This window comes from Lysinibacillus sp. FW12, from assembly GCF_050817245.1.
Taxonomy (GTDB): domain Bacteria; phylum Bacillota; class Bacilli; order Bacillales_A; family Planococcaceae; genus Lysinibacillus; species Lysinibacillus irui.
On sequence record NZ_CP139094.1, the window covers coordinates 3,520,464 to 3,546,307 of the forward strand.

The window sequence follows — 25,844 nt, forward strand, 5'->3', positions numbered from 1 at the left end:
TCAAATCCATTCCTAATGTTCTGATGCTCTGCCTTCCCATTTCCAAAACCATAGACACGACAGTATAAAGGTCACTAATATGCCTCCTATACAAGCTATGATACCATGACGCAAGCTAGCCTCGAGCAATGCTATATCCATTCCTACAGACTTTATGATCCATAAGGAAATGAAGTGCCCGCTCCATCCATAAGGTAAAAATGGCCAAATACTATCTCCTAAGCCTGTAAGCAGTAAAGCAACCAAAAGAGCTTCTACTATACCAAGTCCAATTGAAGCTCCTTTTCCAAATTGGAGACTAACAAATAAATGTAATATATATAAAATGACATGACTGCCGAACAGAATACATGCAGCCATACTATAAAATGAATAATCAAAATGTACTTCATGTAATAGTTCTATAACGCCTATACTAAAAATTGCTATAGAAAGAAAAATAGCTCCAAGGCTATAGAGCAATAACAGTAACAGTTTAGCCATGTATGTCATTATTTTTCTGTTCGTTGTAGCCAGCATTACCTGAAAATGACCTGCGTTTGCCTCCTGTTCAGATGCCATAGCACACACCAATCCTATAATAATAGGTAAACCACACGCTAATCCCTGAAAATATGCTGTTACCTTTCCTTGAAAATCCCATGGTGAATAAGTGTAGTAGGCTAAAAAGATCCCTGAAATAATGAGGGGGACCAGTAGATGTGTGAGTAAAAAAGGTGTTCTTTTTGTTTTAAGACATTCTGCTCTTAATAATCGTAACATGACCATCAGCTATTTCGCCTCCCTATTTTGAAACCACTTTGCAGTCAGTAAGCTAATCATTATAAATAAAGCTAAGGTAATTAGTAAGCCTGGAAGTATAACACTATTATTGAATAATGGGCTTCCTTCTGGAACTGGCAAACCATTTGGTAATATGCCAAGTGTTGAACATAATAAACGTGCTCCAATTGCAAATGGATAAGAATACCACAAATCCCCGTCTGCAAAAGCAACAATCCCAATGATATTAGCTACTAAATTTATCAAAATAGCTAAATAGGTGCCTAATTTAGCTGCTAAGAAAAGACATAAAGGAATTTGCCACAAAAACGTAAGAAAAATGATGAGAGCACTCAGTAAACTACTTGTTAGAGGTAAACTATGATTGAAAAGCAAACCTCCTGCTGTGATCCCTATAAAGAAAATAATCGTAATTAGTAGTAACCATAAACTTGTTGCAAGTATTTTTCCAAGCCAGATTTTTTTCAGGTCAAGTGGTAATGCAAGTAAACTATGATATTTCATTTTTTTATCTTTTTCCACCACTAAAGCACAGCAGATCGTCAAAGCTCCTGGCAAAAGCATGGAGTACCACCAGTTATAAGCACCTGTTTGAAAGAAAGTCCCACCCATAAGTACGGCACTTAAAAGTAATGTCATAATGGGCGTAAGCCAAAGTAATTTTGGGATAAAAGATCGCTTCCATTTTAATTGTTCTGCTTTTATAATTGCTATCATGTTAATGGCCTGCCTTTCTATTAGCAGACACAACCTGCATAAATAAAGATTCTAATTCCTGTCCCTGTGGTGCCATTCCCTGATAGCCCAATTTGCCATCAGCAATAATGCCAATGTCATCAACGACTTGTTCCACCTCAGACAGTATATGACTAGATAATATAACTGTGATGCCCTGGGCAGGAAATGAGCGAATAAGCTTCCGTAGATCTTGAATTCCAATTGGATCTAGCCCATTCGTCGGTTCATCTAAAATTAATAGCTTTGGTTTGTTTAACAGCGCAATGGCTATTCCCAATCTTTGTTTCATACCTAAGGAAAACTGGCCAGCCCGTTTCTTTCCCGTATTTGTTAAATCTACAATTTCTAATACTTCTTCAATACGACTTTGCGGTAGACCTAACGCTACCGTTCGAACTTTTAAATTTTCTTTTGCTGTTAAATTTTCATATAGAGGGGGGTTTCAATTAAGACACCGATGTCTTGTAAATCATTTCGTGTCCATGGACGCCCATTAAAAATGATTTCCCCTGCATTAGGCTGTAGCATGCCAGTAATCATCTTTAATGTTGTTGACTTCCCTGCTCCGTTAGGTCCGAGCAAACCATAAACGGTATTTCGTTGGATTTCTAAAGATAAATTGTCCACAATTGTTTGACCTTTAAAAGCTTTATAAAGATTTTCCGTTTTCAAAATCAATTCTTTCATAAGTAGTCATCATCCTTTCGATGACCTTAGTATAAAAAATAAATATAAGGATTTTATAAGGATTCCAAATTCAGTTTTATAAATAGCGAAACAAAAAAGCATTTGGAAATGACATCATTCCAAATGCTTTGCCTGTATATTTTACATAAACTCTTTTACTAATTCATTAAAATCATTTTCACTCATTTTGATATCGATATCTGTTAATGGTAACTCAGAGTAGCCAGGTACTTTTTGCTGATACGATGTTGTTTCTGTATCATGATAAATAATACCTGTTACTAAGCCCTCATGTTCCATTACTGTACGCATCGCCATTCCACGATCTGAGTGATCATAGCCTTCCACATCTGCTAGTTTTGTTAAGTTTTCTTTAAACCAATCATATGTGTTCACTTTGTTGTACGTTACACAAGGTGAGAAGACATTGATAAATGAGAAGCCTTTATGGTTAATACCAGCTTCAATTAAAGCTGTTAATTCTTTAATATCTGTAGAGAAACCTTGTGCCACAAATGTAGCACCACTTGTTAATGCTACCTCTAACGGTTTTAATGATGGCTCAATCGCTCCACCTGGTGTAGATTTCGTAATAAATCCGGCAGCAGAACGTGGAGATGTTTGACCTTTTGTTAAGCCATAGATTTGGTTATCCATTACAATATAAGTAATATCGATATTACGGCGGATCGCATGAATTGTATGCCCCATACCGATAGCAAATCCATCACCATCACCACCTGAAGCGATGACATGTAAATCACGATTGGCCATTTTTAATCCTTGTGCAATTGGAAGTGCACGGCCATGGATACCATGGAATCCATAAGAATTAATATAGCCTGAGATACGACCTGAACAACCAATTCCAGAAATGACAGCCAGTTCATTTGGTTCAATGCCGACATTTGCAGCAGCACGTTGAATAGCTGCTTGTACGGAGAAGTCTCCACAACCTGGGCACCAATTTGGCTTCACTGTATTACGAAAATCCTTAAATGTTGCCATTAGCGAGTCAACTCCTTCACACGATTTTCTAATTCACCTGGCAAGAATGGTGTACCATTGTATTTAGTAATTGTTGCAATCTTCTCATGACCACCAATATTCATCTTCATAATATTAGCTAATTGACCAGTATAGTTATTTTCGACAACAATCACTTTTTTCGCTTTTGCTACAAGAGGAGCCATTTCCGCAGATGGGAATGGGTGAATTAAGCGAATATGTGCATGATTTACCTTCATTCCTTGCGCATTTAATCGTTCTTGCACTTCTTCAATAGCACCCCTTGTTGAGTTAAAGCCTACTAATAAAATCTCAGCTTCCTCATGTGGCGCATTGACATATACTGGGTTATCAAATTTTAATTTAGCTAACTTACGGAAACGTTTATCCATTTGCGTTTGGCGATTACCCGTTGCTTCAGATGGCTTACCTGTTTCATCATGTTCAACACCCGTAACGTGGTGAATACCATGTAATTTACCTGGTAATACACGAGGTGAAATGCCATCTTCTGTATCTTCATAGCGTTTGAAGTAGGCTTTATCTGCCGCTTCTTCCAATTCGTCTGTAACTATTTTCCCTCGACGAATTTCGATTTTATTGTAATCGAACGGTTCTACAGATTGTTTCCCTAGTGACAATTGTAAATCAGTCATTAAGATGACTGGTAATTGTAGTTCCTCTGCAATATTAAATGCTTGGATTGTATCAAAGAATGCTTCCTCCATAGTAGAAGGTGCGATGACTACTTTAGGAATTTCACCATGTGTTCCGTAAAGCATAGCCATTAGGTCTGATTGCTCTTGCTTTGTTGGTAATCCCGTTGAAGGACCTCCACGTTGTGTATCGACTACTACTAATGGTTGCTCTGTCATACCTGAAAGACCTATTGCTTCCATCATTAATGAAAGACCAGGACCTGCAGAAGCAGTAAAGGAACGTACACCACCAAAGTTAGCACCAATAGCCATCGTAGCTGCAGCAATCTCATCTTCCGTTTGGATGACTGTCCCGCCGAATTTCGGTAATTTTTTAATCAAGTATTCCATAATTTCAGAAGCTGGCGTAATTGGATATGCAGCCATAAAGCGTGTCCCAGCAGCTAATGCACCAAGCGCCACAGCGTCGTTCCCAATCATAAACATACGACGTTTACCATCTGCAGGTGCAAGCTCCCATTCACCTACACGATCACCTAAAAGCTCATTCATAATTTGGCGACCACGTGTAATGGCTTCCATATTTTTTTGAACGACCTCTTCGCCCTTCTTACCAAAAATATCATCAACAACATTTTGGAACACGGCATCCTCTAAATTTAGTAATGACGCGGTAGATCCTATTGCCACCATATTTTTCATTAACGAAGTACCAAGTTCTGCTGCGATTTCAGTGAATGGTACAGCAAATAAAGGTGCCTTTGAATCTTCTGGTTTAACAGGATCAAATTTCGCATCTGCTAAAATAACACCGTTCTCTGTAAGCTCTTTATAATTGACATCGATTGTTTCTTGATCGAATGCCACTAAAATATCTAAATCATCCGCAATTGCACGTACTTCTGTTGGACGAACTGTAATTTTATTATTCGTATGGCCACCTTTAATTCGAGAAGAGAAGTGACGATAACCGTATAGGAAATAACCCAGACGATTCATTGCCATTGAGAAAATCTCACCTGTACTCTCAATCCCTTCACCCTGTTGCCCACCGACTTTCCATGAAAGCTGATGTAACATGTCAACAACTCCTTAAATCCAATGTGTACTATTATTTTTCCTTCATAAGTTTAACACGAAGAAACCGTCTGCACTATTGTTTCTCAACGATTTAGGCGAAAATCAGACCTTTGACTGAAAATCCTGTTCATAAAGTTGTAATTTTCAAATCTAAGCAAAATCAAGCCTCTTTTTCAAGTGACATGTATCATATGTAGAACATGAAAAAATGCCTCGCCACATTATTATGTGACAAGGCATTTTACTTCATTACAATTTTATCGAATACGTTTTTCCACTAGCAGCTTCAAGGCTGTACGTTCTTCACCAGCAATTAAAATATCGGCAAACGCCGGCGCGCAAATCAAATCTGTGCCACTTGGCGCTACAAATCCGCGTGCAATGGCCACTGCTTTCACGGCTTGGTTAAGTGCACCTGCCCCAACTGCTTGCATTTCTGCTTGCCCTTTTTCTCTGATTACCGCGACTAATGCACCTGCAACTGAATTTGGATTAGAGCGTGACGATACTTTTAATGAATCCACAATTATTCCTCCCCGTTTCGCGAATAGTGTTTACGCTCAACAACTCATGTCCCCCTTTTTTGGACCTCAAGTTATTGTCCGTAGCACATTTTATGCTCCGCAAGAAGGAAATAGACTAAGAATCCTGTATCCCACTAAAAGAGTTGTAAACCAACAAACTTCGACTTATTTTATCCTTGAAACGGATAATCTTCATTTATATAAATACGTTCACATGCAGTAGCTTTCCCTGTTCGATCATCAATATCTACAAAGAATCCACTTAATACCTCTCGCCCTTTCTTTGGCACTTCAAAACGTGAAGGCATATTAGTTTGGAATTTATAGATGACGCTCTCCTTTGTCATGCCTAAAATTTCATCATAAGGACCTGTCATACCAACATCCGTAATATAGGCTGTACCGTTCGGGTAAATTCTTGCATCTGCTGTCTGTACATGAGTATGTGTCCCAACAACCGCTGAAGCCTTTCCATCTAAGTGCCAGCCAAGGGCGATCTTTTCACTCGTCGCCTCCGCATGAAAATCTACAAAAACAAGTGGTGATGTTTGACGTGCTTCCTCAATCAATTGTTCCGCCATTGCAAATGGGTCTTCATGAGGAGGCAAAAATACACGACCATGTAAATTAATGACAGATAATGTCACGCCATTTTTCGAAATTTGCACCATTCCTTTACCAGGTGCCTCATTTGAAAAATTGGCTGGTCGAATTAAATAGTCTGCATCATCAATAAAATCAAATATATCTTTATTATCCCATGTATGATTGCCCATTGTAATGACATCTACACCTATCTGTAATAGGCTATTATAAATATTACGCGTAATCCCACGTCCTGCCGCAGCATTTTCACCATTTGCGATTACAACATCTGGATTAAATTTCTTTTTTAAGCGAGGTAAATATTTCTCCACCGCATCTCGCCCAATTGATCCAACAATATCGCCAATAAATAAAACTTTCATTTTTTAACCACTCTTTCTTTCATTCCGTCTCTATAGGATTTTAGAGACATTCATTCGCACCTATCATACCATCATTCATTGTAACGCGAGGACAATGATTACGCAAAATAAAATATCGGATCTTACAATGCTATATAACTTTAGGCTTTTTTACATTCAAATAGATCAGTGTTGAAGATAGGCTAAACCAATTCATTTTCATTAGTTTTAAAAAAACAAACTGTTTCATATTGCGATTAATTAACTTAACTTTTAGTATGTCTGGATAAGCCTTTAAAAAGGATTGCATCTCATACTTCATTTGTTGTTTCGTTGCGCTTTGATGAAGAATAACTAGTAACCCCTCAAACTGGTAATTCAAAAAGCTATTTTTCACTTCCGCATAAACCTCTGCACGCAGTAATTCCATTAAGAGCTTTTTATACAAGACATCATAATTATTCCGTAAATTAACCATTGCTTTCTTAGTTAAAGAGCTTTCGTTGTTCACATTATAATAATAAAGTTGTCTTGGTACATAGCAGATAGACTGGTTTTTTAGGACGGCTCTCGTTAAAAAAACAGTATCTTCAGCGAAACTCATCGCTTCATCAAAACGAAGCCTATGCATATCTAAAAAAGATTTTTCATACAATTTGCAGCTTGCAAAACCAAAATGACTTTCCCCTATTTCTGTAAATAATTTATTTAAACACTCTATTGCACTAAAAGTACAATAGGTGTTGGATGGATAGTGTAATTGCCTACTTCCTTCCGCTTCCTGCCAGTATAAATCGCATTTTGCAATGTTGGAGCCTGTTAGCCTACATGCTTGATACAGTTCCTCCAGCATGGTTACCTCTAGCCAATCATCCGCATCCACAAAGGTGATAAATTGTCCATTCGCATGGTCAATCCCTATATTTCTCGCCTTACTTACACCGCTATTTTCCAAATCCAAAACGGTAATACGCTTATCAAGATCAGCGAAATTTTGCAAAATAGATAATGATTGGTCCTGACTGCCATCATTAATCATAATAATTTCAATATCTCTTAATGTTTGATGGCATATGCTCGTTAGACATTTCTCCAAGTATTTCTCAGCATTGTAGACAGGCACAATGACACTCACTAAGATTTTGGACGCCATAACTTCGCGCCTCCTTTACGGAAAAACTCTATCCACTCTTTTCTTTGTTCCTTCTTTAAAGCAACCCAAAAAAGACTGCCTGCTACCAGAACTGTATAATAGAAAATATAAAGCAAAATAGAAAGCCAACTAATTTGAGGTTTTGTTAATTCCCATAATAACTTACCTATACAAATGGCCAAGCTAAAAGCGATAACTAGTCTACCAACCTTTCTCCAAAATCCGAATATATCTAATCCAATTTTTTTATGGTAATAGATGTTCATGATCACTACATTCCCTATAAATAATGAACAAGCCGTAATCATTGCTGTACCGATTTTTCCATAAAAATAGATAGCTGGTATTGATATAAAAACATTGGCGACTGCAACACTAATTAGTAAAACAGTTCTAAATTTAAAAAGGTTTTTGGCTTTTAATACATTAAGCCCCAAGTTTTGAATGAGATCAATACTAAAAGGCACCATAATAATGAGAACGATCGCATATATGTCGATAAAATCTTTCCCTAACCACAGTAATAAAAATTCTTGACCAAAAAGAAAAAAGCCACCCAATATATAACCAACGACTAAACATTGTATCGCTCCAACTTTAATGAAGAGTTGATTAATCTCTTCTAATCCATTTTCCTTTGTCACAAGCATCGAAATACGAGGTAAAAATAATCCACTAATGGCTAAAGCAAGTGACATAAATATCAAAACAATTTGAACCGCCACTGCATAAATGGCAACATCCGCAGTTCCCTTCAATATTCCTAATAGAACTTGATCAGTTTGCCAATAAATTTTATCCACAATGACTGTTATAAAAATAAAAAATGAATAGACGAAAATTTCTTTTATTAGTGCTGTATTTTTTATGGTAAAAGTAAATTTGATAGAAAGCACCTTAGTACAATAAATAGCATCTAATGCTAAAAAAAGAATGTTATAAATAGCGATAATAGCTATTAATGTCACCGAATTTGTCCCCTGTAACAAAAAAAACAACATTGTCAGAGGCTGTATAATCACCTGTAATAATGTTGTCAATTTAATAAAAATAAATTTTTCATATGCTTGTAGAATGGAAGTAAAGACGCCTAAGGGAAACTGCATCGCCAAACTAATGGTCATTATATAGCCCATGATCTTGGCCTTTTCTAATTGTTCCTTTGATAAACTTTGACCAAAAATATGATCCACGTGTGAAAATAGAAAAAATCCTATCAATAATGAAAGACAGCCAATACCAATAAATAATCTTAGAAAAAATCCATTTAAAGATGCTTCTAACGTTTTATCCGCTGCGGCTCTATTTCTAGCAATATAGCGTATAATGGCATTGCCTAACCCTAAATCTAAAATAGATAAATACCCTACAATTACTATCATTAAGGAATATAAACCGTATTCTTTCTGACCAAGGAGCGCGATCAAAATAGGTGTGAAAATAAGAGAAGAAATCATTGTACAACCTATTGTCAAATACGAAAGAATGGCTCCAATCTTAATTTCTTTCATGAGCACACCTTTCTACTAGTTAGGATGACTTTTCATCAAGTATCGCAGGATATAATGCATGGTATTGCGCAACGACTTGTTTAATTTGATAATTTGCTAAAGCATGGTCACGACCGTGGCTCGCTCTTTCTGCATATTGCTGTGAACTGTAGTTTAATGCCTTATTTATTGCCATTGCTAAAGCCTTTGGATCCTTGGCTGACACTACTTCTCCATAATCCCCCACCAAATATTCACAATCGCCAACATTCGTTGTCACGCAGCAGGTTCCACTAGCCAGTGCCTCCACTAGCACATTAGGTAGCCCCTCTCCCACTGATGATAAAACAAATAAATCAGCCGCAGCCATTAATTGTGGGACATCCTCTCTACTACCTAATAAGAATGTTACCTGTTGCAACTGTGCTTCCTCAATCATTAGCATTAATTCCTTATTAAAGGTATCGATCTCATAGCCAACTAAAAATAAATAAAAGTCTTGTCGAAGCTGACGTAACCATTTTAAACTAGCAATCAAATTTTCATAATCCTTTAAGGGATCCCATCTCCCAACATGCAACAAGATTGGTTGGTTTTTTATACCAAATTGTTCCATATAATAGTATCTTTTTTTACTCGGCATATATTCGTCTGTGTTAATTCCATTAACAATAACGTGGTGTTGCTTCCCTTTGTAGCCAATCGCTTCGTGGATTTCCTTTACCTTTGGCCCACACGAAATAATGGCATCCACACGTTTCGACAATCTTGCACAAAGCTTGGCAATAAAAATTGTCCTGCGTTTATTCTCCTGTTTGTTTAAATTACTATGGTGAATACCCCAAATTAATTTCTTTTTGAGCAAAATGGATAAAATATACCCTAGTAAATTCGCATGATACATCCAAGTTTGAATAATGTCGCTACCTCGACATAATCGATAACAGTCCAGAACAGCCCTTATACTATTACTACGCATATCACATATAGATACCTTAATATGTAATTGCTGCTCAATTAACTTACCGTATGTCCCCATCTCTGTTAAACAGATGACTTCTAGCTCATACACATTCCGATCCATATTTTGCAAAAGACGATAAAGCATTGCTTCGGCTCCCCCAAGTCCAATAGTCGTAATGATATGAGTAATTTTAATTTTCTTTTGGATAGTCTCATCCTTTAACTTAAATTCGTTACATGTAGAGAGCGCATAATTGGCTCGTAACATTTTCTACATTCAGTCCTTTATTGATTATACTGTTTTGGATAATATGTTCATCCAATTTGACATTCTTCTTAGCAATTTGTTGTAGCCAACAATCTATATCGCCCTGTAGATCTAGATAATGTAGTAAACCAATATCAAGGTCTACTTCCCTTGGTAAAGTCGAAGAAACAATGGATGGTGTACCACAAACTTGAGCTTCCAACAGAACAATTCCAAACCCTTCAAAATGAGATGGTAAAATAAATTTATCGAAAAGTTGTAGTAGTTTAATGATATCAGCACGCTGCCCTAAAAACAGAACACAGTCCTCTACGTTTTTTGCTTTTACGAGATCGCGAACTTCCTGTTCTAAGGGGCCATCCCCTATCAAAAATAATTTAAAAGGAACACCTTGTTGTTTTAAATTGCTAGCAAGTTCAATTAAAAAAGAATGGTTCTTAACTTGAACAAAACGCCCAATATGTCCTAATACTAACTCGCCATCTTGGATTTTTAATTTCTTCCTCAAACTCCGCTTCTCTTCATTTGATATGCGTTCAATTTTGGTGCTATCGATCGGATTCGCTATTATTTCAAAAGGTTTTTTATGAAAACAAAATTCTCCTGCTTTTTTACTACAGGCTACCAATTGTGTCGCATTGAAAACACTTAGTTTCTTCAACATGGTTAACATGACTGGATGATTCCACTCTTCTGCAACATTCGTATGACTGTGTAGTACACGGCACTGAACACCTGCTAAACGAGCTGCCAGTAATGTAAAGACTGCTCGATAGCCTGTATGATCATGAACGGCATCATATTGATGTTGTTTAATTATTCGATAAATATTTTTTATATACGAGAGAGGACCTTGCTGCGTAATATATTCCTCATAAAATATCTTTGCATCTTGTTGTAAGAAAATATCATGGTATGGCCCTTTATTAAACGACACAAAATCAAAATGATATAATGATCTGTTTGTATTCAATAAGATGTCTACAATCATCGTGGTAATACCACCATAATCTGTTGTTGGAATAATATGCAGGATTTTTTTCAAAGCTACATTCTCACCCTTATTCTTTTCCGTAATAATACTCGTACGTACTACCTTTTATCTTATAATTATTCAAGATAACCCCTAAAATATTGGCTTTGGAAACCGTTAAGATGGATTTTGATTTTATAACAGCTGCTTTCCCAACCACCCCTGTGTTGACGATTAACAGGGTGCCATCACATTTATTTGATAAAATTTGTGCATCCGATAAAAAGAGTAATGGTGGTGCATCCAATATAATGATATCGTATAGATCTTTCACTTCAGCTAAAAACGAGGTCATCGTTTCAGAAGCTAACAACTCTGTAGGATTTGGCGGAATGGCTCCACTCGAAATGATTTCCACTCCTTCAACAAAGGTTTCTTGAATAACTTCCTGTAGTGTAGATTGACGTGATAACACAGAGGATAGTCCCAAAATATTGTCAAGATAGAATGTATGATGTAAAGTTGGTTTACGCATATCTGCATCTACAATGAGAACATTTTTACCCTCTTGCGCAAATACGACACCGATATTTGCTGCATTTGTAGATTTTCCTTCACCAGCGATAGATGAGGTTACTAAAATGGTTCTAACATCTTGATTAGGTTGTGAGAATTTAATATTTGCCCGGATCGTACGATATTGCTCAGAAGGAATGGATGTCATATCAGAAACGGTAATCAGCTTGCGAGCCATTGTTGATTTTTTTGTTTTTCTTTTGGAAAATATTACGATGACCCCCTGTTTCCGGATTTTTTTCTAGTAGGCATTTCTATATTACTGACAACCCCAATCACTGGTAATGATAAAACCTCAATATCTTGTTCTGTTTTAATAGTCCTATCAATTTTTTCTAAAAAATATGCAAGCACCATCGCCAAACTGAAACCTGTGATGGCTGCTATGATAAGATTTAACAGTTTATTTGGCTTAACAGGTACTGGATGCTCACTATTTTGTGCTACAAAAAGAATATTAATATTGTCTACATGCATTAATACAGGGATTTCCTCTTTAAATATTTCTGCAATCGTATTAGCTATTTTTACTGCCCTCTCACTATTCTCATCTTGTACTCGAATGTTCACTACTTGGGAGTTATTGGCGCTCGAAACCTCAATTTGCCTCATTAATTTCTCTGGCGTCGTATCAAGTACTAGCACTTCAATAACCTTCGCTAAAATAACAGGGCTTTTGATAATGACATTGTACGTATTAATTAACCGAAGATCCGTATCAACATTCTGTGCCCCTACTAGTTGCTGATTTTCATAGCTTTTTTGATTGACCAATATTTGGGTTTCCGCTTCATAAATGGGTGTTTGAATAAAGTAACTAATCAATAAAGCAACGCCTATTGATAGAATAGTGAACATTAGGATAAGGAGCCAACGTTTTAACATTACTTTTACTAGACTTTGTATTGTCATTTCTTCATTCAAAATGGATCCCCTCCTAATTGGCAAATGTGCGCAATGCTAATAAAGTATATTAAACAAGCCTATTGGTTATTCAGATGTAATTGTGATTTTGCCCTTATTATAAATAGTGCCACTCACAACAAATACAAGTATATGAAGCATATTAAAATATAGTATTTCAAATGTAGAAACCCCTAGAGCGGCTACCATTACTAAGCCCATAAATACGATTGCTTGTTTATTCATATGACGATATCCTTTGACGATTGCCAATAAAAACAAACAATAGCTAATCAATGCCATCAATCCTGTTTCTTGTAAAATATTTACGAATGTATTATGTGCATGAGCAACACCTATCGACCACAGTGATTCAACACCGTGTCCCCAGAAACGAAAATGCTCAATAACATAATGCCAAATTTCAAGACGACCATCTGTTATGTTCGTCGACTTTTTTTCCATTTTCGATAAAATACTTTGTACAGCCTCTTGCATTATGTCCAATTTGATCATCACTATCACCAACACTAAACCTGCACCTACAAAGAGTAAAATCAATTTTAAGAGTGGTAAAAAGGTTTTGTTCATGCTTTTGACAATACAAAAAAATACAACAACTGTGGCAATAGAAACCGTTAACAAGGAAGTGCGGGCATTTGATAGCAAGATGACATACAAAGTAAATATATAAATGGTCATATAAAGAATAAAAGACCATATGTAGTTTACCTGTTGTTGTCCATGTAGCATCTGCATTGCCACCTTATACAATCTCATGAGTACAACGATCATTAAACCAATCATTGAAAACCCCATCGTATTCGGGTTCTCAAATACACCTGAAAAAGCTGAAAACATATAATTTGCTTGCTGAAAACATAAAGCTAAAAATGGTATATAGGCGATTAAAACACTATTCAAAACAATTTCTATCACCTGTTCTTTGACAAGATCATTAAAAAAAATTGAAACTGCTATGAACATGCACATTAATTGTAGACTGTTTTTCAGGAGAACCATATCCTGATTCACCCCTGCTGATATCACACAAAAAAAAGTATACATACTAAAAAAAACACTAGCTTGTACATTGTGAATGAATATTTTTTTATGGATGAAAAAAGAGACGAGTATGATTAACAGGCTGATTAATAAGGATAACTTATGGAAAATACCAGCGACAGGCTGCATCAGGCTCATAAAAACAAGTATGCTAAACAGTAATGTATAGAGCAATTGCATCTTTTTTCACGCTCAATTCTAACAAAGACGTTTAAAATATAAGCCATCGTTTCTTTATAGCCATATCATCTAACTCAAGTGGCAAAATAGGCTTGTTCGCTAAAACTCTTGCATTATTATCTAAGAGGCGAGTGATTGTATCTATTTCTTTCTTTTTCTCCAGATAGTGGAGTGCTGATTGAAAGAAGAAACTTCTTTTTTGTAAATCATGTGCGTCTGAGCCAATCGTATGAATGTAATTTGCTCTCACTAAAGCGAGGGATAAACGTTGTATGTCCTTTCCATATAATCCTGTTAAACTACCTGTTGTCAATTGTGTCAATACTCCCTGTTGAATAAGGGCCTCTAGTTTCTTTGGGTTTTCTTTAATGGCAAAATTTCGTTCTGGATGAGCTAAGATTGGTATATAGCCAAATGTTTTTAAGCTCCTTATCATCTCTATCGTATAAGCCGGAATAGTGCTCGAAGGAAGTTCTAATAAGATATATTTTGACTGTGCTAATGGATGAAGTTGCTGTTGTTGTAGTAATGTTGGGAGATTATCATGTAAGCGAATTTCGTGGCCTGTATGGAGTGTAATTGGAATTTGATGATGATGTAATAATTGTTGTAAATCATTTACTTGCTCTACCACTTTTCTATAAGTGACATGATATTGTGGGTGTCTAGCATGGGATGTACAAATAATCTCTGTAATCCCCTCTTTAGCAGCTTGCCTTAGCATTTCCAAGGAATCCATCTCATTTTTTGGTCCATCATCCACATCATATAAGATATGTGCATGGATATCGATCATGATTATCACATCTTTCATCGTTAATCAAAACCTAGCCTTGTTCTTTTTTATGATGGATGCTCCTCAAACATGACTCTACCTCTACTAAAAAAGAGGCTCTCTAGATAATAATCTAAAGAAACCTCTAACATTCAATATTATTTCGCATACTCCACAGCACGTGTTTCGCGAATGACTGTTACTTTAATATGACCTGGATAATCTAACTCTTCCTCAATACGTTTACGGATATCTCGTGCAAGACGATGAGATGCTAAATCATCAATTTTTTCAGGTTGTACAATAATACGAATTTCACGTCCAGCTTGAATAGCAAAAGATTTTTCTACACCATCATAGCTTTCTGAAATTTCCTCTAACTTTTCAAGTCTGCGGATATAGTTTTCAAGTGTTTCACTACGTGCACCTGGGCGAGCTGCTGATAATGCATCAGCCGCTGCAACTAATACCGCAATAACAGATGTTGCTTCAGTATCACCATGATGCGAAGCAATACTGTTGATAACAACCGGATGTTCCTTATATTTCGTTGCTAGTTCCACACCGATTTCGACGTGGCTACCTTCAACTTCATGGTCAATTGCTTTCCCAATATCATGTAATAAGCCTGCACGACGAGCTAACGCTACATCTTCACCAAGTTCAGCAGCAAGTAATCCTGCTAAATGTGCGACTTCAATTGAATGTTTTAGGACGTTTTGTCCATAGCTTGTACGATATTTCATACGGCCTAAAATTTTCATTAAATCTGGATGTAAATTATGAATGCCAATTTCAAATGTAGTTTGCTCACCTGTTTCGCGGATTTGTTCATCCACTTCACGTCGAGCTTTCTCCACCATTTCCTCAATGCGAGCTGGGTGGATGCGACCATCCTGTACAAGTTTTTCAAGTGCAAGTCGAGCCGTTTCACGACGAATTGGATCAAAGCCTGATAATATAACCGCTTCAGGAGTATCATCAATAATTAAATCAATCCCTGTTAATGTTTCCAATGTGCGGATATTACGGCCTTCACGACCAATAATACGACCTTTCATTTCATCATTTGGCAAGTTCACAACAGATACAGTTGTTTCTGCTACATGATCTGCCGCAAAGCGTTGTAATGCTAATGATAAAATTTCACGTGCTTTTTTATCTGAGTCTTCTTTCGCACGTGTTTCAGCTTCCTTCGTCATCACAGCAATATCAGTCGCTAACTCTTTTTCTACTTCATTTAGGATAACTGTTTTAGCTTCATCTCTAGTTAAAGCAGAAATACGTTCTAGCTCTGTTTTTTGTAGTGCTACGAGCTCGTCCACTTTGCTCTCCATCTGTTCAATATGCTGTTGTCTTTCAGCTAGAGCTTGTTCTTTACGCTCTAAGCCTGCTTCTCTCTTATTTAGAGCATCATCCTTGCGATCAAGATTCTCTTCTCTTTGCAATAAACGGTTCTCTTGTTTTTGAAGTTCTAAACGACGTTCACGAATGTCATTTTCGGCTTCAGTACGAAATTTGTGAGTTTCATCTTTGGCTTCAAGTAGTGCTTCTTTCTTCATTGCCTCCGCTTCTCGTTTTCCTTCTTCAACGATTGTTTCAGCAACATGTTTAGCACCAGTGATTTTTGAGTCATTCACTTTTTTCATGTAGATATAGCTAACAGCGGCACCAACGATGAGTCCAAGCAAAGCGGAGATGATAGTAATTCCATCCATATGAACACCTCCTCTTGCTATTTGGGTATTACTGTTTCAGTCGGCGCATACATCTATCGCGCCTTGGCGAAATTGCGCCAGATTTTGATTGAATTTACACAAAATCCGTTCTATTAGCCAAAGGCTCTAGCTTCATTTAGTAGGTGTTTAGACATCTATATGAAAGGGAAAATCTCAACAATATTCTAAATGTGTGATGTCCATTTCACTAGAAAACACTAGGTAAATGAAGATAAAATGTACTGCCTATTTAAAGTCATAATTCAGAAATTATACATATTTAATTGTATAGCTAGCCTTAAGCTCTGTCAAGGATAGTCGGGCGTCTGTTCGCCCTTCAGCCAAAAAAAGTAAGTCCTATCCATTCGGTTATTTTTCACCCTATTACTTTTACACTAGAAAAAATTTCATCTTAAATACAATTAATATAAAAACAGTACATAAGAAATAACACCTTGAGATAGACGGCATTACTCTTATTATGGGTAAAAGTTTAAGAATATAGACAAAAAAAAGCATTGTTCCCTCAAAAAATGGGAACAATGCAATCGTTTATTATTCTTCTTCAAGAAGTAACATCAATTCTTCATCCATCTCTTCTTCATCATGAGCAGCAATTGTGTAAGAAGAAGCTGCAATACCATAAGAAGCTCGAATTTTATTTGCGATGTCTTCCATAACAGCAACATTTTCTTTTAAATATTGTTTAGCATTTTCTCGACCTTGACCTAGACGTTCATCACCATATGCATACCAAGAACCACTTTTTTGGACAATATCTAATTCTACACCTAAATCAACTGTTTCGCCTTCTTTAGAAATACCTTCACCATACATAATATCCACTTCAGCAGTACGGAAAGGCGGCGCTACTTTATTTTTAACAATTTTAATTTTTGTACGGTTACCAACAATATCATTACCTTGTTTAATAGCTTCTGCTCGACGCACTTCTAAACGGACAGAGCTATAGAATTTAAGAGCTCGTCCACCTGGTGTTGTTTCAGGGTTTCCGAACATGACACCAATTTTTTCACGAACTTGGTTAATGAAAATAGCAATCGTTTTTGATTTATTAATCGCACCTGAAAGTTTACGTAATGCCTGAGACATTAAACGTGCTTGTAGGCCGACATGAGAATCACCCATATCCCCTTCAATTTCAGCTTTTGGTACTAAGGCAGCAACGGAGTCAATAACGATAATATCAATAGCACCACTACGCACTAATGCTTCTGCAATTTCAAGTGCTTGCTCCCCTGTATCTGGCTGTGAAAGTAATAGCTCGTCAATATCGACGCCTAATTTTTGCGCATAAACTGGATCTAATGCATGCTCTGCATCGATAAATGCAGCTTGTCCACCTTTTGCTTGAACTTCCGCAATGGCATGAAGCGCAACTGTTGTTTTACCAGATGATTCTGGGCCGTATACTTCAATAATACGTCCACGTGGATATCCGCCTACTCCTAATGCTGCATCAAGTGCTAACGAACCACTTGAAGATGTCGCAATTTCTAAATCGGTTTTTTCGCCGAGTTTCATGATAGAACCTTTACCAAAATTCTTTTCAATTTGCTTTAGAGCCTGTTCTAAGGCTGCTTTACGATCACTCATTCATTTTCCTCCTTCGAAAACTGTTCACTGTTTTTGTCTATCTCTACTATACTTGTTTTTGAGAAAACACGCAAGAAAAAAGCGAACATTTATTCGATTTTTCTTCAAAATAAAAATTTGGATAGTTTTCCTCTACCCAAATTCCTATTTTTTACTCTATCTATATCGTTTTGTATATCCACGCTCTTCTAATAACTGCATTAAATAATGGCATGTAAATTTCACTGCACGAAGTCGATTCGTATTGCGCATGCCAGATAAATGAAGTAAATATGTAAGTGGCTCCTCATCCTCAATGGCAATACCTATCCAAACCGTACCTACAGGTTGGTGATCATGCGCAGTAGGGCCTGCTTCGCCCGTAAGACCAATGCCAATATTCGTTGAAAACTTTTCACGTACAGCACTCGCCATTGCCGCTGCACACTCGCTGCTGACAACACCATGTGTATCAATTAATTCTTGTGAAATACCAAGCTGTTTTACTTTCGCATCTGCTGCATACGTAACAATGCCTCCGATAAGTGCATTGCCTACTCCGGGAATTTCAGCAAGTTCAGATTGAAATAACCCAGCTGTTAAACTTTCTGCAGCTGCAATTGTTAGCTTATTATCAAGTAACATTTCAACTGTTTTAGATGCAAGTGAATCATCATCTACACCATATTGATACTCTCCAACTAGTGCCTGTATCTCTGCAACTTTTGCAGCAATTAACTGTTGAGCTTGTTGCTCTGTTGCTGCTTTAGCTGTCACGCGCAATGTTACCTCTCCATCAGAAGCAAGTGGAGCAACCGTTGGATTTGTTTGTGCATCTAATATACTTTGAACACGTACTTCGAGCTCGGCCTCACCAATGCCATAAAAACGCATGACATGAGATGCAATGATCCCTCCATCATTCAGCATCGCTGCTAGCTTAGGTTTGGCCTCAAATTGAAACATTGGTTCTAGCTCTTTTGGAGGTCCTGGAAGTAAAATATAGGTACGATCATTCTTTGTTAAAATCATACCAGGAGCCATGCCATGGTGATTGGCTAGCACTTCACTACCAGCTAAAATTAATGCCTGTTTACGATTATTCTCCGTCATTGGACGTCCTCGTTTGGCAAAAAATTGCTCAATATACGTTAATGCCACTTCGTCAAATTCAAGAGAAACACCGAGGTGACGTGCAATCGTTTCCTTCGTTAAATCATCCTTCGTAGGTCCAAGCCCTCCCGAAAAAATAATGAGATCAGCACGAGACTCCGCCACTTCAATAGCTTGTTCTAACCGTTGCGCATTATCTCCAACTACTGTGTGATAAAAAACGTTTATACCAAGCTCTGATAACTGACTTGAGATAAATCTCGCATTTGTATTCGTAATTTGACCTAATAATAACTCAGAGCCAACTGCAAGAATTTCAGCATTCATGATTCACAAGACCTTTCTTATTTAGACTCAAGTAAAACACGTCTGTTTAGATAGAAATAATCCCACCCAGACCAAAGCGTAAAGAACAATGCAATATAAAGCATGATCATATCAAATGGAATACCAATTAGTGTAAAGATTGTATTGTGTAAAAGAGCAGCAGCAATCGCTACAATTTGTGCCCAAGTTTTTATTTTACCGAGCTGATTAGCAGCTACAACTTCTCCTCCACCTGCCAAAATTAGACGTAAGCCAGTTACTGCAAATTCACGGCTAATAATAATGATAATGATCCAGGCAGGCGCCATATCAAGTTCTACCATTAAAATAAAGGCTGCTGAGACAAGTAATTTGTCAGCTAAGGGATCTAAAAATTTCCCAAACGTTGTCACAAGATTATACTTACGTGCATAATAACCATCCACCCAATCAGTTGTTGAAGCAAAGATAAAAATAAGTGCACCTATAAAATGATGGATTGGCATCTCTGCACCAAATAACGTCAATGTTCCCCAGCCGAAATCAAACATCATAACAATGACAAAGAATGGAATAAGCAAGATTCGAGAGATGGTAATTTTATTTGGAATATTCATTTTTCTAACACCTTTCATGATGAAAGAAAGTAGCCATCAGATGATGACTACTGTTCTTTATTGAAATTGATGACGATATTTTGCGTTACAATTTGTTGTGCATACGTTAGAGGTTCGTCATTAATATAGATTTTAGCCTGCGTTGAATTACCAAGACGGATACGTACATAATTTTGCGCTGTAGCGTCATATTCAATTACTTCACCAGCATTATAGACACGTGTATCTGTTAATAATTCTTGTTGTTGTTGGTCACGAATACCAACAAAAGTAGGACCTGATACTTCGACTTTAATTTTCATAGTCTTTGTACCTGTTAACGTATAAGAAGTTGTCGCTCCATCTGTCTCAATAGTACCCGCAGAAATTGTTTGTTTCATCTCTTCAGTTTGATCTGTTTGATCTTCATCAATTGGTGTTTCATCTGTAGAGTTTGTATCTTCTTTATCATTTTTTTGTGCATCTTTATTTTCTTTGTCTTTTTTATCTTTTTCACTATCAATTGGCTTAACATTTGTATCATATTCCATCTCAGGAGTTGGATTTACTTCTTCGCTTGTCCCTGAACTGTTTTTTGATTGCCATAGTATCCATATAGCTACAATGATAACAACAATAAATAAAGCAACAATGATTTTTGGCATTGCCTCCATCATTTTGTTGGAAGGGCCTTTCGATACCTTTCTTCTGCTAGGACTATTCGACATAGATTGACTTAATTGATCATTTGGAGTGCTTGGCAGTTCATTTTTATATGTCTCTAAAATTTCTTCAGCGTCCAAACCAACCGCTTCTGCATATTGTTTAATAAAAGCTCGTACATAAAACGAACCAGGCATAATAGAATAATTGCCTTCTTCAATTCCTACTAAATAACGCTTTTGAATTTTCGTTATTTCTTGTAAATCGTCTAAGCTGTAGCCTTTAGACAGTCTCGCCTCTTTTAGTCGAGTACCTAATTCTGCCACTAATAACACCTACTTTAACATCAAATTAAAAATTAAATCCTCCAAATGAATCGGATTCGGACATGTGATTTTTTTCCATTATCTCATAGGTAATTTCTTCATCTGTGTGATGACGCAGTTCAATAATATAATCAAAATCCTCTATTTTATATTCAGAATGCTGAACGAACATATCTGGATGCTCTACAACTTTAATACATGGCATATTCATCATTTCACGCACTAATTGCAGATGTCGCTCATCAGTTGAACGTCGAGTCACAATACCATCTAGAATAAAAATATTGTTACGACTAAATTCATCACCCACAAGCTTATTTCGAACTGTTTGTTTAATCATTGTAGACGATAAAAAAATCCACTTTTTATTGGCACAGACACTTGCAGCTACAATGGATTCGGTTTTCCCAACACGTGGCATGCCACGTATACCAATTAGCTTATGTCCTTCTTTTTTAAAGAGTTCCGCCATAAAATCGACTAAAATACCAAGTTCGTCTCTTACGAAGTGGAAAGTGTTTTTTTCGTCTGCATCTCGAGGAATATAGCGACCATGCCTAATAGCTAGACGGTCACGAAGTTTTGGTTGTCGAAATTTGGTTACGTTAATATGTTCCATTGTCGAAACGATTGTACGAAATCGTTCAATCGCCTCATCATTGTCTGTATGCACTAACATACCACGTCGATCCTCGTCGACACCATTTATTGAAATAATATTGACACGAAGCATCCCTAAAAGTGAAGCAATATCTCCTAATAATCCAGGGCGATTCACCTGAATTTCATATTCAAAGTACCAATCGCTCAACACACTCGTTCCCTTCCTATTAGTTAACGTAAAAAATCCTTTATAAGTTCCATCATAGCTGATTTTTTATGTAATGGAAAGTTAGAATACATGGAATTACGACGTTATTTACTAATTTTTTTTGGTGTTCGCAGATTAGGCTTACATACGTTCTCATTTTCAACGATAAATAGCTTTTTTATATAGAAAAAAGAGGAGATAGGCTCTCCTCTTTTATTTACTGCACATGCTTATTTTGTACAAGTTTAATGACACAATTCGCTAATGCATGCTTCTCATCTTCAGAGGCAACGCCCCATAAATCCGACAGCACTCGCTCTTGTTCGTTCTTAGGGTCGACATTTGTCGCCAAATACTCACCAATTTGGACAGCAGCCGTTTGAATCATTTTCTTTGGCATGCCGCTTGATTCAGCTTGCATAACGTTTTGCCCTAAAAACGATGTCCATTTTTGCCAGTTTTCTAAAATGGTCATATGTTCCTCCTCCTTTACATTTGTAGTATGTGCAGAAGAGAATATTATATGTACCAACCACCATTTAATCTTATGATTTGTCCTGTGACATAATCAGCTTTACCAGACAAATAAAAACGAACCATTTCAGCTACATCCGTAGTTTGTCCGATGGTGCCTAAAGGAATATCCTCTAAAATATAGTCTAGCTCCACTTGACTTAAATGGCTGTTCATTGACGTATTGATAAAACCAGGAGCGATGGCATTTACACGAATTTGAGATAGTGCTGCCTCTTTCGCATAGGATTTAACAAAAGCATGCTGGGCACCTTTAACCGTAGCATAAAGTGCTTCACCCGCTGAGCCAGCCTCTCCCCAAATTGAACCAATAAATAGTACATAGCTTACATCATGTTGTCGCAGCTTTTTAGAAAGTAAAGCAGTCAAACGCATTGGATTTTGAACATGAACACGCCATAAGGCTTCCATATCCTCCACTGATGTATCTTCAAGCAATGAATAATGGGCTTGTCCATTAGCAAAGACAATGGCCTGCACATTAAAAATTTGTGCTGCGACCATTTCTGCTCCTTTTATGGTTGAAAAATCCCCCTGAACAAGCATAAACTCTTGTGCAGGGAAAGATGTAGTAAGCGAATCACATAAACTCTGTGCCGCATTCTTATTTTGTGAATAATGCACATAGATGGACCAACCGTCTTCAGCTAAGCTTTGACAAATAGCACGACCAATCTCACCTGATGCACCTAAAACAAGGGCAAATTTTTTCACTGTGCTCCCTGCTTGCTTGGTAAAATTTTAAAAACAGTTTGTTGAGATTCACCTTGAATAGAAGCAAATGCTTTCTTTAAATCCTCAACTGTTAATGTCTCTAGTACTGGTACAACATCAAATAAATTCATGTCATTAAAGGAATAGCGTGTAAATTGGTTTGCAATAAATTCAATTGAATTAAGCGCACGTAAGAAGAATCCAATTTTTTTACGTTTGATACGGTCCAAATCAGCACTTTCAAAGTGTGCATTTCCATCATACTTTGCTAGTTCTTCCTTAATTGCCTTTGATAACCCATCTGGCTCTGTTGAATCAGAACCAATCATGGCAAAGCCAAAACCATTTTCTAAAGTAAAATCAAATGCATAGGTTTCATCGATTAATCCTTCTTCATAGACACGTTCATAAAAACTTGATGTGCGTCCGAAAATAAGCTCAAGCGCAATTTGCACAGATAGCTCATGTTTTAACATTTCCTGACCTGATAAATTAGTTTCTTTTGCTTTCAAACCGACATATACTTTTGGCTTTTGAACATCCATATTTAATGTACGTTCTTTAATTGCAACCTCTGTTGGTTCTTTATCGAAGAAACGTTGAATCGGCGTAGGCTCCGGAAACTCTTTTTTACCTTGATTGTCACGAATAAAAGTCATCATTTGCTCTGGATCCACAGCGCCAATAACAAATAACAGCATATTAGATGGATGATAAAATGTGTTGTAACATGTATATAGATGCTCAGCTGTAATACCATCAATCGATTCAATTGTACCTGCAATATCTATTTTCACTGGATGATGATGATACATATTTTCAATCGTACCAAAGTATAAACGCCAATCGGGCTGATCATCATACATGGTAATTTCTTGCCCAATAATTCCTTTTTCTTTGTTGACAGTAGCTTCAGTGAAATATGGCTCTTGTACAAAATTTAATAAAGTTTCTGTACTTTTATAAATATTGTCAGTAGAAGAAAATAAATAAGCCGTACGTGTGAACGATGTAAAGGCATTAGCCGAAGCGCCGTACTCACTAAACTTTTGGAAAACATCCCCATCTTCTTTTTCAAACATTTTATGCTCTAAAAAGTGAGCAATGCCATCTGGCACAGTGATACTTTCCGTTTCACCAATGGGCACAAACGTACGATCAACAGAGCCGTATTTTGTTGTAAATGTAACAAATGTTTTGGAAAAGCCTTTTTTTGGCAAAATATAAACATCTAAGCCATTGTCTAGCTTTTCATAATAAAGTGTTTCATCTAATTGTTTAAATTCAATTGTTTTCATTGTGCCGCTTGCTCCTTTCCACATAAGAAATAAACTGCTTCAAGCTGCACTTGCTTTGCCATTGCAACAACATCTTCCTTTGTTACAGCTTTCCACTTATTTGCCCAAGTTTCAACAGAGAATTCCTCAGGTAAGTCTTTATATTGATCAAAAATTTCGATTTGTCCACGAGCAGAATCTAGCGACTCTTTAAGCTGATTCGTCAGCATAGCTTTTGTTTGCTCCAGCTCTAAATCAGTAATATCTCCAGCCTGCATGACAGCAAGTTGCTCTTTAATTAGCGTTAGAGCTTTTTCTTCATTTTTAGGCTCGATACCAGAGACAACAAAAACGAGACCGTAATGCGATGCGTATGAACTTGATGCATAATAAGCAAGGCTCTCTTTTTCACGAACATTCATAAACAATTTAGCATGTGGATAGCCACCAAAAATGCCATTAAAAATTTGCATTTTAGCAAAGTCCGCATCACCAAATCTTACTGGCGTGCTAAAGCCAATATGGAGCTTACCTTGCTTCATTTCATGCTGTTCTCTAACATAATCATTGTCAGGGTGTTTTTGGGGAAGTACTGCCGGAACTTCTTCAGGTGTGCGATCTTTAAATGGTAGCGCCTTTTTTAATTTTGCTACGACTTCCTCTTCATTAATATCACCAGCAACATAAATATCAATTTTATCGTTAGCTAGCATGGATTGATACGCCTCATATAAGGAAGCCGGTGTAATTTTTTGAATTTCCTCTACACTACCATTTGCTGAAATCGATGCAGGCTCATTTGGTCTTAAAATTTGTTGTAAACGGAACTGAGCAAAGCGGGATTTATCGTCAAATATAGATTCAATACGCTGAATAACTGTTTTCTTTTCACGTTCAACAATTGATTCCTTAAAGGCAGCATTTTCTAAATTAGGCTCAAAAATAGCCGTGTGCAATAAACCAAGTACGTCGTTTAACACACTTGTATTCGCAAGATAATGGTCATTTACAGTCTCTACATTTAGTAGCACCGTATGCTCATTCCCTCGCTTCGATGTATCAAAATATAAAACAGTGCCGTACAAGTCATCTAAAAAGCTACGAAATGCAGCAGTTGTCTTATATTTAGCATTACTGTGCTGCAGTACATTGGTTAACACTGTACGTTCTGATGCACTTTTAGCCGTTAATGCTCTTCTCCATTTTATTGAAAAATTTACAGTTTTAAATTGGGTTGTTTGTCGGATATGCAAATTGACACCTTTTGCAAAAGGTATTGTTTTAAACATATAAAAACCCTCCTATCCTTCTTAATATAACGATGTACTACACATACTATACATGTCTATTGTCTATAATTGCAAAAGGAATCCAAAGTATGTATGGGAAAAATTAATAATTACACCAATTGCATATAA

At 36.8% G+C, this 25,844-nt stretch carries 24 protein-coding genes and 1 pseudogene; all 25 read right to left on the bottom strand.

Annotation, left to right across the window (positions count from 1 at the left end):
- Positions 1–12 precede the first annotated feature (12 nt).
- The 25 genes and pseudogenes from SJW71_RS18275 to yfmF all read right to left on the bottom strand — a co-directional run bounded on the left by SJW71_RS18275 (position 13) and on the right by yfmF (position 25,715).
- Positions 13–768, bottom strand: a complete 756-nt coding sequence (locus SJW71_RS18275; protein WP_431811324.1) for a lantibiotic immunity ABC transporter MutG family permease subunit — start codon at positions 766–768, stop codon at positions 13–15.
- A 3-nt stretch (positions 769–771) separates the two neighbouring features.
- Positions 772–1,500 (bottom strand): lantibiotic immunity ABC transporter MutE/EpiE family permease subunit, encoded by a 729-nt coding sequence (locus SJW71_RS18280; RefSeq protein WP_431811325.1) that lies wholly within the window; start codon positions 1,498–1,500, stop codon positions 772–774.
- A gap of 1 nt (position 1,501) precedes the next feature.
- Positions 1,502–2,208, bottom strand: a pseudogene (locus SJW71_RS18285) (lantibiotic protection ABC transporter ATP-binding protein).
- A 141-nt stretch (positions 2,209–2,349) separates the two neighbouring features.
- The gene (locus SJW71_RS18290; protein WP_274796055.1) at positions 2,350–3,216 is read right to left on the bottom strand and encodes a 2-oxoacid:ferredoxin oxidoreductase subunit beta; all 867 of its coding nucleotides are present in this window, start codon (positions 3,214–3,216) and stop codon (positions 2,350–2,352) included.
- Positions 3,216–4,955 carry a 2-oxoacid:acceptor oxidoreductase subunit alpha gene (locus SJW71_RS18295; RefSeq protein ID WP_274796054.1) on the bottom strand — a complete coding sequence of 580 codons (1,740 nt, stop codon included), beginning with the start codon at positions 4,953–4,955 and terminating at the stop codon, positions 3,216–3,218. The genes SJW71_RS18290 and SJW71_RS18295 overlap by 1 nt, the downstream gene beginning before the upstream one ends.
- Positions 4,956–5,212: 257 nt before the next feature.
- Positions 5,213–5,479 carry a stage V sporulation protein S gene (locus SJW71_RS18300; protein ID WP_004224903.1) on the bottom strand — a complete coding sequence of 89 codons (267 nt, stop codon included), beginning with the start codon at positions 5,477–5,479 and terminating at the stop codon, positions 5,213–5,215.
- A gap of 170 nt (positions 5,480–5,649) precedes the next feature.
- Positions 5,650–6,447 carry a TIGR00282 family metallophosphoesterase gene (locus SJW71_RS18305; protein ID WP_274796053.1) on the bottom strand — a complete coding sequence of 266 codons (798 nt, stop codon included), beginning with the start codon at positions 6,445–6,447 and terminating at the stop codon, positions 5,650–5,652.
- Between the two features lie 130 nt (positions 6,448–6,577).
- On the bottom strand, positions 6,578–7,579 hold the full coding sequence (locus SJW71_RS18310) for a glycosyltransferase family 2 protein (RefSeq protein ID WP_322605945.1): 1,002 nt from the start codon (positions 7,577–7,579) through the stop codon (positions 6,578–6,580).
- Complete coding sequence (locus SJW71_RS18315) at positions 7,561–9,090, bottom strand: oligosaccharide flippase family protein (protein WP_407133095.1); 1,530 nt, start codon at positions 9,088–9,090, stop codon at positions 7,561–7,563. Before SJW71_RS18315 ends, SJW71_RS18310 begins: the two co-directional genes overlap by 19 nt.
- Before the next feature lie 19 nt (positions 9,091–9,109).
- Positions 9,110–10,300: a glycosyltransferase gene (locus SJW71_RS18320; protein ID WP_431811326.1), complete on the bottom strand. Its 1,191-nt coding sequence runs from the start codon at positions 10,298–10,300 to the stop codon at positions 9,110–9,112.
- The gene (locus SJW71_RS18325) at positions 10,266–11,345 is read right to left on the bottom strand and encodes a glycosyltransferase (protein ID WP_431811327.1); all 1,080 of its coding nucleotides are present in this window, start codon (positions 11,343–11,345) and stop codon (positions 10,266–10,268) included. The genes SJW71_RS18320 and SJW71_RS18325 overlap by 35 nt, the downstream gene beginning before the upstream one ends.
- Before the next feature lie 16 nt (positions 11,346–11,361).
- Positions 11,362–12,060, bottom strand: coding sequence for a CpsD/CapB family tyrosine-protein kinase (locus SJW71_RS18330; RefSeq protein WP_431812223.1), 699 nt, complete (start codon positions 12,058–12,060; stop codon positions 11,362–11,364).
- Entirely contained in the window at positions 12,060–12,773 is a 714-nt protein-coding gene (locus SJW71_RS18335; RefSeq protein WP_431811328.1) for a YveK family protein, read from the bottom strand. The genes SJW71_RS18330 and SJW71_RS18335 overlap by 1 nt, the downstream gene beginning before the upstream one ends.
- Before the next feature lie 66 nt (positions 12,774–12,839).
- Entirely contained in the window at positions 12,840–13,676 is an 837-nt protein-coding gene (locus tag SJW71_RS18340; RefSeq protein WP_431811329.1) for an O-antigen ligase family protein, read from the bottom strand.
- A gap of 352 nt (positions 13,677–14,028) precedes the next feature.
- Positions 14,029–14,811, bottom strand: a complete 783-nt coding sequence (locus tag SJW71_RS18345; RefSeq protein ID WP_407133088.1) for a tyrosine-protein phosphatase — start codon at positions 14,809–14,811, stop codon at positions 14,029–14,031.
- Positions 14,812–14,930: 119 nt separating this feature from the next.
- Positions 14,931–16,490, bottom strand: coding sequence for a ribonuclease Y (rny, locus tag SJW71_RS18350; RefSeq protein WP_274796045.1), 1,560 nt, complete (start codon positions 16,488–16,490; stop codon positions 14,931–14,933).
- Positions 16,491–17,045: 555 nt separating this feature from the next.
- Positions 17,046–18,107, bottom strand: a complete 1,062-nt coding sequence (gene recA, locus SJW71_RS18355) for a recombinase RecA (protein WP_274796044.1) — start codon at positions 18,105–18,107, stop codon at positions 17,046–17,048.
- Positions 18,108–18,263: 156 nt separating this feature from the next.
- Positions 18,264–19,526, bottom strand: coding sequence for a competence/damage-inducible protein A (locus SJW71_RS18360; protein WP_274796042.1), 1,263 nt, complete (start codon positions 19,524–19,526; stop codon positions 18,264–18,266).
- Between the two features lie 17 nt (positions 19,527–19,543).
- Positions 19,544–20,122: a CDP-diacylglycerol--glycerol-3-phosphate 3-phosphatidyltransferase gene (gene pgsA, locus SJW71_RS18365; protein ID WP_274796041.1), complete on the bottom strand. Its 579-nt coding sequence runs from the start codon at positions 20,120–20,122 to the stop codon at positions 19,544–19,546.
- 47 nt (positions 20,123–20,169) lie between these two features.
- Complete coding sequence (locus SJW71_RS18370; RefSeq protein ID WP_274796040.1) at positions 20,170–21,099, bottom strand: helix-turn-helix domain-containing protein; 930 nt, start codon at positions 21,097–21,099, stop codon at positions 20,170–20,172.
- A gap of 16 nt (positions 21,100–21,115) precedes the next feature.
- Positions 21,116–21,901: a DUF3388 domain-containing protein gene (locus SJW71_RS18375; RefSeq protein WP_274797280.1), complete on the bottom strand. Its 786-nt coding sequence runs from the start codon at positions 21,899–21,901 to the stop codon at positions 21,116–21,118.
- Between the two features lie 217 nt (positions 21,902–22,118).
- Positions 22,119–22,376 (bottom strand): DUF3243 domain-containing protein, encoded by a 258-nt coding sequence (locus SJW71_RS18380; protein WP_004224939.1) that lies wholly within the window; start codon positions 22,374–22,376, stop codon positions 22,119–22,121.
- A 44-nt stretch (positions 22,377–22,420) separates the two neighbouring features.
- A complete protein-coding gene (ymfI, locus tag SJW71_RS18385) occupies positions 22,421–23,149 on the bottom strand; it encodes an elongation factor P 5-aminopentanone reductase (RefSeq protein WP_274796039.1) in 729 nt (242 codons plus the stop codon).
- Entirely contained in the window at positions 23,146–24,447 is a 1,302-nt protein-coding gene (gene yfmH, locus SJW71_RS18390; protein WP_274796038.1) for an EF-P 5-aminopentanol modification-associated protein YfmH, read from the bottom strand. Before yfmH ends, ymfI begins: the two co-directional genes overlap by 4 nt.
- A complete protein-coding gene (yfmF, locus tag SJW71_RS18395) occupies positions 24,444–25,715 on the bottom strand; it encodes an EF-P 5-aminopentanol modification-associated protein YfmF (RefSeq protein ID WP_407133082.1) in 1,272 nt (423 codons plus the stop codon). Before yfmF ends, yfmH begins: the two co-directional genes overlap by 4 nt.
- Positions 25,716–25,844: the final 129 nt, after the last annotated feature.